The sequence below is a fragment of the Pseudomonas sp. FYR_5 genome (assembly GCF_043106315.1).
Classification (GTDB): Bacteria; Pseudomonadota; Gammaproteobacteria; order Pseudomonadales; family Pseudomonadaceae; genus Aquipseudomonas; species Aquipseudomonas putida_Y.
On record NZ_JBICMK010000117.1, the window covers coordinates 21,926 to 32,735 of the forward strand.

General features: G+C 62.0%; 14 protein-coding genes. 10 read left to right on the forward strand and 4 right to left on the reverse strand.

Annotation, left to right across the window (positions count from 1 at the left end):
• Positions 1–43: 43 nt before the first annotated feature.
• From ACF8RA_RS24560 to ACF8RA_RS24605, 10 genes are all read left to right on the forward strand, one after another.
• Positions 44–301 carry a hypothetical protein gene (locus tag ACF8RA_RS24560; RefSeq protein WP_176684079.1) on the forward strand — a complete coding sequence of 86 codons (258 nt, stop codon included), beginning with the start codon at positions 44–46 and terminating at the stop codon, positions 299–301.
• Positions 302–367: 66 nt separating this feature from the next.
• Positions 368–610 (forward strand): hypothetical protein, encoded by a 243-nt coding sequence (locus tag ACF8RA_RS24565; protein WP_392488699.1) that lies wholly within the window; start codon positions 368–370, stop codon positions 608–610.
• Positions 607–1,404 carry an exodeoxyribonuclease III gene (xth, locus tag ACF8RA_RS24570; RefSeq protein WP_176684077.1) on the forward strand — a complete coding sequence of 266 codons (798 nt, stop codon included), beginning with the start codon at positions 607–609 and terminating at the stop codon, positions 1,402–1,404. The genes ACF8RA_RS24565 and xth overlap by 4 nt, the downstream gene beginning before the upstream one ends.
• A gap of 116 nt (positions 1,405–1,520) precedes the next feature.
• Positions 1,521–2,201 carry a thermostable hemolysin gene (locus tag ACF8RA_RS24575; protein ID WP_176684076.1) on the forward strand — a complete coding sequence of 227 codons (681 nt, stop codon included), beginning with the start codon at positions 1,521–1,523 and terminating at the stop codon, positions 2,199–2,201.
• Complete coding sequence (locus ACF8RA_RS24580) at positions 2,191–3,660, forward strand: AMP-binding protein (protein WP_392488700.1); 1,470 nt, start codon at positions 2,191–2,193, stop codon at positions 3,658–3,660. The genes ACF8RA_RS24575 and ACF8RA_RS24580 overlap by 11 nt, the downstream gene beginning before the upstream one ends.
• A gap of 8 nt (positions 3,661–3,668) precedes the next feature.
• Complete coding sequence (locus tag ACF8RA_RS24585; protein ID WP_176684074.1) at positions 3,669–4,349, forward strand: TenA family transcriptional regulator; 681 nt, start codon at positions 3,669–3,671, stop codon at positions 4,347–4,349.
• Positions 4,336–5,142: an SDR family oxidoreductase gene (locus ACF8RA_RS24590; protein ID WP_209966572.1), complete on the forward strand. Its 807-nt coding sequence runs from the start codon at positions 4,336–4,338 to the stop codon at positions 5,140–5,142. Before ACF8RA_RS24585 ends, ACF8RA_RS24590 begins: the two co-directional genes overlap by 14 nt.
• Positions 5,139–5,780 (forward strand): hypothetical protein, encoded by a 642-nt coding sequence (locus ACF8RA_RS24595; protein WP_176684072.1) that lies wholly within the window; start codon positions 5,139–5,141, stop codon positions 5,778–5,780. The genes ACF8RA_RS24590 and ACF8RA_RS24595 overlap by 4 nt, the downstream gene beginning before the upstream one ends.
• Before the next feature lie 2 nt (positions 5,781–5,782).
• Positions 5,783–6,445 carry a response regulator gene (locus tag ACF8RA_RS24600; RefSeq protein ID WP_010953629.1) on the forward strand — a complete coding sequence of 221 codons (663 nt, stop codon included), beginning with the start codon at positions 5,783–5,785 and terminating at the stop codon, positions 6,443–6,445.
• Positions 6,442–7,806 (forward strand): ATP-binding protein, encoded by a 1,365-nt coding sequence (locus tag ACF8RA_RS24605; protein WP_339443188.1) that lies wholly within the window; start codon positions 6,442–6,444, stop codon positions 7,804–7,806. Before ACF8RA_RS24600 ends, ACF8RA_RS24605 begins: the two co-directional genes overlap by 4 nt.
• Before the next feature lie 12 nt (positions 7,807–7,818).
• On the opposite strand, the gene arsH is transcribed toward ACF8RA_RS24605, so the two are convergent.
• Genes arsH through ACF8RA_RS24625 form a run of 4 tightly spaced genes read right to left on the reverse strand, consistent with a single transcriptional unit; the run spans position 7,819 to position 10,685 of the window.
• Positions 7,819–8,520, reverse strand: coding sequence for an arsenical resistance protein ArsH (gene arsH, locus ACF8RA_RS24610; RefSeq protein WP_176684070.1), 702 nt, complete (start codon positions 8,518–8,520; stop codon positions 7,819–7,821).
• 12 nt (positions 8,521–8,532) lie between these two features.
• Entirely contained in the window at positions 8,533–9,003 is a 471-nt protein-coding gene (locus ACF8RA_RS24615) for an arsenate reductase ArsC (RefSeq protein ID WP_176684069.1), read from the reverse strand.
• 29 nt (positions 9,004–9,032) lie between these two features.
• Positions 9,033–10,316: an arsenic transporter gene (locus tag ACF8RA_RS24620; protein WP_392462422.1), complete on the reverse strand. Its 1,284-nt coding sequence runs from the start codon at positions 10,314–10,316 to the stop codon at positions 9,033–9,035.
• Between the two features lie 21 nt (positions 10,317–10,337).
• Positions 10,338–10,685 (reverse strand): metalloregulator ArsR/SmtB family transcription factor, encoded by a 348-nt coding sequence (locus ACF8RA_RS24625; RefSeq protein ID WP_021782273.1) that lies wholly within the window; start codon positions 10,683–10,685, stop codon positions 10,338–10,340.
• Positions 10,686–10,810: the final 125 nt, after the last annotated feature.

Sequence of the window (10,810 nt, forward strand, 5' to 3'; positions counted from 1 at the left end):
ATTCACACCGACGGACCAGGGTCGGTCCAAAGAGGGTGCAGCAATGGCGACTATCGACACCGAGAACCTTGCAAAGGGGCTGCAGCAGGTTGAAGCCTGCTGGCAGGCGTATACCTCATCACAGCGACTTGTCGAGGGCCTTGAGGGGAGCGACCTGAGCAGTGCCATTGAAGCTGCCAACCGCGATTTCACCAGGTTTCAGAACCAGTGCCAGCTTTTTTATGCCGAAGTGCGCAAGAGGGCAGCGGATGCGGACAAGCTGGAGAGCGACATGGCGCTGTATCCCCATTACTTTCAGTGACGCCCTGATTGAACGTCGCGCTGTGCCCAGGTTCTGACAAGCAAAGGGTACAGCGAGGACGCTTTCATGAGCATCGAACGCAACATTGCCGCGCTTGAAGCCTGGTACGCCCAGTACGACGACATCAGTTACCGGCGCGCGTCACCGGATGCCTACCACCATGAACTGCTTCGCACAGCCGAGGCCCTGCGCGACGACGGTGCCATCGATTGGGACGACTGGTTGGCGCTCAAGGCGCTGGCCGATGAGGCGCATATCCGCGCGCTGGAAGATGCCGTGCAGGCCCATGTGAGCGACCCGGACGCATGAAAGCGCTGAAGATTGCCACCTTCAACATCAATGGCATCCGCAGCCGTTTGCCGGCGCTGCTGGCCTGGCTGGAGCGGGAGCAGCCCGACATCGCCTGCCTGCAGGAGCTGAAGGCGGCCGATCAGCAGTTCCCTCGTGCGGAGCTGGAGGCGGCAGGCTATGGCAGCCTTCATCATGGGCAACCGTCATGGAACGGCGTGGCCATTCTGGTGCGGGGCAGCGATCCGCTCGAGGTTCGCCGCGGTTTGCCCGGCATGGAAGAGGACAGCCAGAGCCGCTATCTGGAAGCCGCTGCACACGGGGTGTTGGTCGCTTGTCTCTACCTGCCGAACGGCAACCCGCAGCCCGGGCCCAAGTTCGATTACAAGCTGCACTGGTTCGAATGCCTGATCCAGCATGCGCGCAGCCTCTATGAAAGTGGCCACCCCACGCTGCTGGCAGGGGATTTCAATGTCGTGCCCACCGACATGGATATCTACAACCCGCGTTCCTGGCTGAAGGACGCACTGCTGCAGCCCGAGTCGCGAGCGTGTTACCAACGACTGCTAGACCAGGGCTGGCTCGATGCCATACGCCATCTGTACCCGGACGAGCGTGTCTACACCTTCTGGGACTATTTCCGTAACCACTGGGCCCGCAATGCTGGGTTGCGAATCGATCACCTGTTGCTCAACCACGAGCTTGCGCCTTATTTGAAACGGGCGGGTGTCGATGCATGGGTGCGCAACGAGGCCAAGGCCAGCGACCATGCGCCCGTCTGGATCGAGCTGGGTACGCGTCGTGCTCGATCATAGTGAATGCAGCACATGAACGAGCGCCGGGCTAAGGCGTTCCGACAGTAGCCGACTTCAGATTGCATTCAGATTCGGCCCCGATAATTCCCTCCGTCGCACCCAGGCGGGGAAATTTCATGACTCAGACTCATCAATGGCACAGTTTGCTTCCGTTACCCATCGGTAGCCATGTCGATCATCAGGCGCATCTTTCTCTTCACCTCAGCGGCGATCAAGGGCGCGGCGAGCTGGAGCACTTCATACACGAGCGCTTTGCCAGCGTGCACCAGGCGGATGTGAAACATTACCTGCCGGAACTGCTTGCCTTGCAGGGTAGCCACGGTCGCCTGATCGCGGCGGCAGGCATGCGACCGGCCAGCGAAGGGCCGCTCTTCCTTGAGCGGTATCTGGACGAGCCTCTGGAATCTGCTGTTTCACGGGTAACCGGTGCCTCGGCGGATCGCAACTGCATGGTAGAAGTAGGCAACCTGGCCTCGCTCAGCGCCGGCAGCGCTCGAATAATGATCATCGCCGTGACGTGGTTGCTGGCCATGCGCGGTTTGGAGTGGGTGGCATTCACGGGCGCCGCGACACTGTTCAACAGTTTCCAGCGACTGGGGCTGGTGCCCACTGTTCTGGCCTCAGCGGATCCTGCGCGCTTGCAGGGCCAAGTGGACCAATGGGGGACCTACTACGACCAGCGACCACAGGTATTTGCCGGCAACATAGGCTTTGGCTTCGATGCCCTGAAGCAGGCGGGCATGTTCGAGCGGCTTGGGTTTCCCATGTTAGCCCTGGAGACCGGCCATGCGGCATGAACTGACAGCCTTTCAGGCACTGTTGCGCCAACACGCCCTGGAACATCCTGACGCCGTGGCCGTCCAGGGAGATGCGCAGCGTTACACCTACCAGCAACTGCTCGACGAAGTCGAATCTCGCGCGGCCAGCCTGCGCAACCAACCTGCGGGAACCTTCGCCGTGGTGCTGGATAACGGGCCCGAAGCGCTATTCTGGGATCTGGCGGCGCTGTTCGCTGAACGTGCCAGTGTGACAGTGCCGTCGTTTTTCAGCGCAGCCCAGTTCCAGCACTGCTTGCGGCAAAGCGGAGTCACGGCGGTGGTGTGCGAGGCGCAGTGGGCTGATCAGCTCACTGCGCTTGGCTTTGACCGGCAGGCACCAGCTAATGTCTGGCTGCGTGACAGTGTTGTCGCCCCGGCGCTGCCTGAGGGCACTGCCAAGATCACTTACACCTCCGGTAGCACCGGCACGCCCAAAGGCGTGTGCCTGAGCGCTGAAACCATGCTGCGTGTGGCGCATGAGCTGGAGACCGCCAGCCGCCCAGCCGAGCCGCAGCGATACCTGGCGGTACTGCCACTGGGCGTTTTGCTGGAAAACCTGGGCGTCTACGCCGCGCTCATGGCTGGCGCTTGTGTGCAGCTCTATCCACAGCAGCAGTTGGGGATGGGAGGGGCAAGCCAGGTCGACTTCAAGCGCCTGCTGGGCGCAATCGCCCTCAGTGGGGCGCAAAGCCTGATCCTTGTGCCGCAGTTGCTGATGGGGTTGGTGACAGCGATCGAGCGTGGGCTGATGCGGGTCGGCCCACTGCGTTTGGTGGCGGTAGGCGGTGCTCGGGTATCGCCAAGCCTGCTCGCGCGGGCCGAGGCGGTCGGTTTGCCGGTGTTCGAAGGTTACGGCTTGTCCGAGTGCGCCTCGGTAGTGGCGCTCAACCGCACAGGGGCTGTACGCCCGGGGAGCGTTGGCAAGCCGTTGCCGCATGTGCAGGTGCGCATCGCCGACGATGGCGAAGTCCTGGTGGCCGGCTCGATATTGCTGGGCTACCTGGGAGAGCCGCCTGTAACCGGGCAGTGGTGGGCAACAGGCGATGTAGGCCACCTCGATGAGGATGGCTATCTGTATCTGGATGGCCGCAAGAAGCACCAGTTCATTACCAGCTTCGGGCGCAACGTCAACCCGGAGTGGGTGGAAGCCGAGCTGAGCCAAAGTGGCGTGATCGCCCAGGCCTTCGTGCATGGCGAAGCCCTGCCAAACAACCTTGCCTTGCTCTGGCCACTGGATCCCGGCATCAGCGACGAGGCCATCGAACAGGCCGTACAGCAATGCAACGCGCGGTTGCCCGATTACGCCCGGGTGCATGCCTGGCGCCGTTTACCTGTGCCTCTGAGCACGCTTGACGAAACCCTGACTGCCAATGGCCGCCCGCGACGTGAGGCGATCTTGCAGCGTTACCACACCCTGTTATCCGACATCTCGTTGTGAGGTTCATAATGTCCTTTTTCGACACCCTGCAAGTACAAACCGCCCAAGAGCGTCAGGCGCTGTTCGCCGTACCGGTGATCCGCGAGGCCCTGGCCGGCCAGGTCAGCCTGGACAGCTACGTCGCGTTCCTGACCCAGGCTTATTACCATGTGCGCCATACCGTGCCGCTGATGATGGCCTGTGGGGCACGATTGCCGCTACGGCTGGAGTGGCTGCGCGGCGCGGTCTGCGAATACATCGAGGAGGAATACGGCCACGAGCAGTGGATCCTCAACGACATCAAAGCGTGCGGCGGTGACTGGGAGACCGTGCGCGATGGCCAGCCGGTGCAATCCATCGAGCTGATGGTCGCCTACCTGTACGACCTGATCGCCCGCGGCAACCCGGTCGGGTTGTTCGGCATGGTCAACGTGCTCGAAGGCACCAGCATCGCCCTGGCCACCCAGGCGGCGGGCGTTATCCAGAACACATTGGCCCTGCCTGACCAGGCCTTCAGCTACCTCAGCTCGCACGGTGCGCTCGACCAGGACCACATGGTGACCTACAAACAGTTGATGGACCGCCTCGACGATGCCGGTGACCAGCAGGCCGTCCTCCATGCGGCCAAGGTCGTCTACCGCTTGTACACCGAGATGTTCCAGGGCCTGCCGCGTGCCGGGCAGCAAGAGGTGCATCATGCGTTTGGCTGAGTCCGTGGTGATCCTCACCGGCGCCAGTGGGGGCATAGGCCTGGAACTGGCTGAACAGCTCTGCGCTGCCGGTGCCCAAGTGTTGGCGGTCAGCCGGCATATGGGCAAGCTGGCTGGCCTGATGAATCGGTACCCCGACCGGCTGCGCTGGCAGGAAGCCGACCTGCGCAGCCCGTCAGGGCGCGAACACGTCATCGAGCGGGCACGCGAGATGGGGGCTGTCAATGTGCTGATCAACGCGGCAGGCGTGAATCGCTTCGCTCTGCTCGACCAGCTGGATGAGCATGCGCTGGACGAGCTATTGGACATCAACCTGAAGGCGCCCTTGCAGCTGACACGGGCCTGCCTGCCGTTGCTGCGTGCTCAGCCCAAGGCGTTGGTGGTGAATGTCGGGTCGACCTATGGGTCGATCGGCTACCCCGGCTACGCCACCTACTGCGCCAGCAAGTTTGCGCTGCGTGGTTTTTCGGAAGCGCTGCGCCGCGAGTTGGCCGATACCACGGTGAACGTGCTGTATGCCGCCCCCCGGGCGACCCGCACAACGATGAACAGCAGCGCTGCGACTGCGCTCAATCAAGCGCTGAAAGTTGGCATGGACGACCCGGCGGACGTCGCTCGTGCTGTGCTTCAGGCGGTGCAATCCGAGCGCACCGAACTTTATCTGGGGTGGCCGGAAAAGCTCTTCGTGCGAATCAACGGCATGTTGCCGGGCATGGTCGACCGCGCACTGCGCAAGCAACTGCCCGTCATTCGCCGCTATATCGGTAGCCATTCCAAGGAGTCGAACCAATGAAGCGTCTGTTCATCGCCAGCTTGCTGGCATTTGCACCCTTCACCTGGGCATTGGACCAGGCAGGCAGCCAGCGCCTGAGTGATCTGCAGCAGCGCTGGGCGCAGATTCAGTACCAAATGCCCAAGGATAAGCGTGCCGACGCCTTCGAAAAGCTGGCAGGCGATGCAGCAACATTTGTTCATCAGTATCCCGGCACACCTGAACCCTTGATCTGGGAGGGCATCATCAACAGCAGTTGGGCGGGGGCGACGGGTGGCCTCGGTGCACTGGGCAAGGTCAAGGCGGCGAAAGCCAGCCTGGAGCAGGCCATGAAGCTGGACCCCAACGCCCTGCAGGGTTCGGCCTACACCAGCCTGGGCACGCTGTATGACCAGGTGCCCGGCTGGCCTATCGGTTTCGGTGATGCCGAGATGGCCGACAAGATGCTGCGCAAAGCCTTGCAGATCAACCCCAACGGTATCGACAGCAACTATTTCTGGGCCGATCATCTGTATCGGCAAAAGCGCTACCCTGAAGCTACCGCAGCCCTGCAGAAAGCCTTGCAGGCACCGCCCCGGCCGGGGCGTGAGTTGGCTGACCAGGGCCGGCGTGCCGATATCGATGCTTTACTCAAGGCCATCAAGGACAAACAGGACTGAACATGCGGCTGTTGCTGGTTGAGGATGACATCGCGCTGGGGGAAGGGATCTGCGACGGCTTGCGCCAGGAGGGCTACACCCTCGACTGGTTGCGCGACGGTGTCAGTGGCTTGCATGCGTTGCAGCACGAGACCTTCGACCTGGTGATCCTGGATCTTGGATTGCCCCGCATGGATGGCCTCGAGCTACTCAGGCGGTTACGCGCCGGCGGCGACAGTTTGCCGGTGCTGATCCTCACCGCACGGGATGCCCTCGATGATCGCATTGCCGGCCTGGATGCCGGCGCCGATGATTACCTGGTCAAGCCTTTCGACCTCAACGAGCTCAAGGCACGCTTGCGCGCCTTGCTGCGGCGCAGCGTCGGGCGCGCCAAGGTGCTGATCGAGCATGCCGGGGTCAGCCTGGACCCGACCACCCAGCAAGTGCAATACAACGGCGTCGAGGTTGTGCTCACCCCCAAAGAGTATGTGCTGTTGCATGAGCTGCTGGCACAGCCCGGCAAGGTATTCACGCGTGAGCGCCTGACTCAGCTGCTGTATGGCTGGGATGAAGAGCCGGAGAGCAACACGCTGGAGGTGAACATCTACCACCTGCGCAAGAAGCTGTTCAACGGCCTGATTCGCACGGTGCGCGGCATCGGCTATCTGGTCGAGGTCAAGGCATGACCTCGCTTCGCCAGCGCACGCTGTGGCGCGTGATGCTCTTGCTGCTGCTCGGTACCGGCTTGCTCGCGCTCTATAACTACCACGACAGCAGCCACGAAATTAACGAGGTGTATGACGCGCACCTGGCCCAGAACGCGCGTTTGCTGCAAGGCGTCATGAGCATGCCGGTACAAGAGGGCTCGCGTGATGCGCTTTATCAGGCCTTCAATGACGCCTTGGGCAAAGCAGGGCGCCATCAGGTGGGGCACCCTTACGAAAGCAAACTGGCGTTCCAGGTCTGGGGGGAAGGCATGGCGTTGCTGGTGCATACACCCAGTGCGCCGCCAATCGACCCACCACCTACTGCTCCAGGGTTCTACGACTTTTCCAGTGGCGGTGAACAATGGCGCGGCTTCGTTTTGCCGGTGCCGGAAAAACACTGGCTTATCTGGGTGGGTGAACGTGATGATGTGCGCTACGACCTGATCGACCGCATCGTTCGCCACACGCTGTTCCCGTTCCTGCTTGGCAGCCTGGCGTTGGCACTGCTGGTGTGGGCTGCGATCGGCTGGGGGCTGAGGCCACTGCAGAACATGGCCAATGTCATCCGCAGACGCCATGCCGATTCGCTGGAGCCGCTGCAACTGGTACCGCTTCCCACTGAACTGGAGCCCATGCAGGCCGCCATCAATCGCTTGCTGGCGCAGATCGACGATCTGCTGCGGCGTGAACATCGCTTCATTGCCGATGCTGCCCACGAAATGCGTACGCCTCTGGCCGTACTGCGGCTGCACGCGCAGAACGCGCTGGCCGCCAGCAATGATGCCGAGCGCCAGAAAGCCCTGGGCTTTCTTGTGGGCGGGGTCGATCGGCTCACACGGGTGGTAAACCAGTTGCTGACATTGGCCCGCGTCGAGCCAAGACTGGGGCAGCGAGCCAGCACCCGGGTCGACCTGGCCGAGGTCGTCACCGAAACCCTGGCTGAACTGACCCCATGGATACTGGACCGTGGCCTGGAACCCTCGCTGGACATCGACGAAGGGGACCACCACCTGCAGATCGACGCCGGCGCGCTGGGCATTGCGCTACAGAACCTGGTGTCCAACGCGGTAGAACATTCACCGCCTGGGGGGCGGATAGCCGTGTCACTGAAGCGCCTGGACAGCAGCGTCGAACTGGTCGTCGAGGATGAAGGGACGGGTATCGATGAGGAGAGCCTTTCTCGTGTATTCGAGCGCTTTTATAGCCGCAATAGCCCAAATGGTGCTGGCCTTGGGCTCTCCATCGTCGCGACGATCATCGACCGCATGGGGGGGCAGGTACGTCTTGAAAACAGAGCCGCTGGCGGGCTGGCCGCTAGCTTGTCGTTTCCACTGTCCTGAATCACCTTTGCTTCAGATGGATCGCTGATTGACCCGCTCAGATAGCTGCTCGGCGCTTTCCTTGCGCTCCGAATAGCGATCCACCAGGAATGCCTGGCGGTCGCGTAGCAGGACGGTGAACTTCACCAGCTCCTCCATGACATCAACCACGCGATCGTAGTAGGGCGATGGCTTCATCCGCCCGGCATCGTCGAACTCCAGATAAGCCTTGGGCACCGAAGACTGGTTCGGGATGGTGAACATCCGCATCCAGCGGCCCAGCACGCGCAACTGGTTGACCACGTTGAACGACTGCGAGCCGCCGCACACCTGCATCACGGCCAGGGTCTTGCCTTGGGTGGGGCGCAGCGCACCCAGCGCCAAGGGAATCCAGTCAATCTGTGCCTTGAACACCGCCGACATCGCCCCATGGCGCTCCGGCGAGCACCACACCTGGCCTTCTGACCACTGCACCAGGTCACGCAGCTCCTGCACTTTGGGATGCTCCACGGGTACATCGTCAGGCAGCGGCAGGCCCGACGGGTCGAAGGTGCGGGTTTCAGCACCGAAGTGCTCCAGTAGGCGTGCGGCTTCTTCTACCAGCAAGCGACTGAAGGAGCGTTCTCGGGTAGACCCGTATAGCAGCAGGATGCGTGGTTTGTGTTCGCAGGCTCGGGTTGCCGAAGGCGGCAGGTCGAACAGCGTGAGGTCGAGGTTAGGCAGTTGCTCGGACATGTTTTTTCCTGTTCAAAGCGAGCCGATGCGATCCAGCGCGTGCTTGAGCTGCGCGCGGTCGAGTTGATCGAACGGCAGTGCGAAGAAGGCTTGGCAGCGAGATTCGATGCGGGCCAGTGTGGCCCGGAAAGCCGCATCGACCGTAGCTTCGTCACCCACGACATCGGACGGGTCTTCCAGCCCCCAATGTGACTTCAGCGCAGGGCCGAAATACACCGGGCAGGCTTCGCCTGCGGCCTTGTCGCAGACGGTGATGACGATGTCTGGCGGGTTGCCCTCGAACGCATCGTTGCCTTTGCTGCTCAGGCCCTCGGTCGAGATATTGGCCTGCTGCAACGTGCTCAGGCTGCGTGGCAACACCTGGCCCTTGGGGAAGCTGCCAGAGCTGACTGCCTCGAAACCGGGCGGTGCCAGGTGGTTGAACATTGCTTCGGAAAGGATGCTGCGGCAGCTGTTGGCCGTGCACATGAACAGGACTCGCATGGAGGGCTCCTCCGCTGGGGGGGCGAACGTCAGAGGCTCAGGCGCAGTGCCAGAGCAGAAAGGGTGATCAGCAAAACCGGTACCGTGAGCAGCAGGCCGACCTTGAAGTAGTAACCCCAGGTGATGCGCATGCCTTTACGCGCCAGCACATGCAGCCAAAGCAGCGTGGCGAGGCTGCCGATCGGGGTGATCTTCGGGCCGAGGTCGCAGCCGATGACGTTGGCGTAGATCATCGCCTCACGTACCAGGCCCTCTGCGCCGCTGGCCTGGATCGACAATGCGCCGATCAGCACGCTGGGCATGTTGTTCATGACTGAGGACAGCAGCGCGGAGATCAACCCGGTGCCAATGGCCGCGCTCCACAGTCCGTGCCCGGCAAGCCAGTCCAGCAGCTGGGTGAGCATGTCGGTAAGGCCGGCGTTCTTCAGGCCGTACACCACCAGATACATGCCCAGAGAAAAGATCACCACCTGCCACGGCGCTTCCCGCAACACGCGACGGGTTGAGATGCGGTGACCGCGAGCGGCCACGGCAAAGAGGATTACGGCACAGACGGCGGCCACCGCACTGATCGGGATACCCAGAGGTTCCAGTGCGAACAGGCCTGCAAGCAACACCAGCAGCACCCACCAACCGACTTTGAAGGTGGCGTGGTCGTGAATTGCCTCGCTCGGCGCCTTCAGCGCATCGAGCGCGTACTGCTTGGGGATATCACGACGGAAGAACAGAAATAGCACCAGCAGGGTAGCCGCCACGCTGGCGATATTCACCGGCACCATCACCGATGCGTATTCGGCGAAGCCCAGGCCGAAGTAGTCGGCCGAAACGATGTTGACCAGGTTGGAGACCACCAGCGGCAGGCTTGCCGTGTCGGCAATGAAGCCTGCTGCCATGACAAAGGCCAGTGTCGCTGCAGGCGAAAAGCGCAGCGCGAGCAGCATCGACATGACGATGGGGGTGAGGATCAGCGCCGCACCGTCGTTGGCGAACAGCGCCGATACAGCGGCACCGAGCAGTACACAGAAGGCGAACAGGCGGTAGCCGCCGCCGTTTGCCCAGCGCGCTACATGCAATGCGGCCCATTCGAAGAAACCCGCCTCATCCAGCAGCAAGCTGATGATGATGACCGCGATGAACGTGGCGGTGGCGTTCCAGACAATGGCCCATACGGCAGGGATGTCATGCAGGGAAACTACGCCTGCAGCCAGGGCGATGAGGGCGCCTAGCGCGGCGCTCCAGCCGACCCCGAGCCCCTTGGGCTGCCAGATGACCAATATGAGGGTGAATACGAAGACAGCAATGGCGGGTAGCATGAATATCTCGCTTGGTGATGATCAGCAGCAGGCCGAATCACGAACGGGGCGGCCGTCCATGTTCTTCAGCCGAAGGGCGTTGTCTGCCAGCCATTGCGAATTGGCTTGCAAGGTGACCTGCAGCATCTCGTGAACCCAGGAAGGCAGCTCCGGATTCAAGCGGTAATACACCCACTGGCCCTGACGGCGGTCCAGCAGCATGCCATTGCTGCGCAGTTGTGCCAGATGGCGACTGATCTTGGGCTGGCTGTCGTCCAGCGCGCACATCAGTTCGCAGACGCACAGTTCGCCCAGGCTGGCGATAAGCAGGGTGGCGCGAGCGCGGGTTTCGTCAGAGAGGCTCTTGAAGACATCGGGCGGAGTGATCATGGGGGTGCCTGCACATATGGAAAACCGAATATACGTATTACCATATGTGCAGGCAAGCATTCTTGGGCGTGGGCACATGCAGCCCAGCATGGCCATGGCCCCTCCGGTCGACAAAAGCAGGGTTT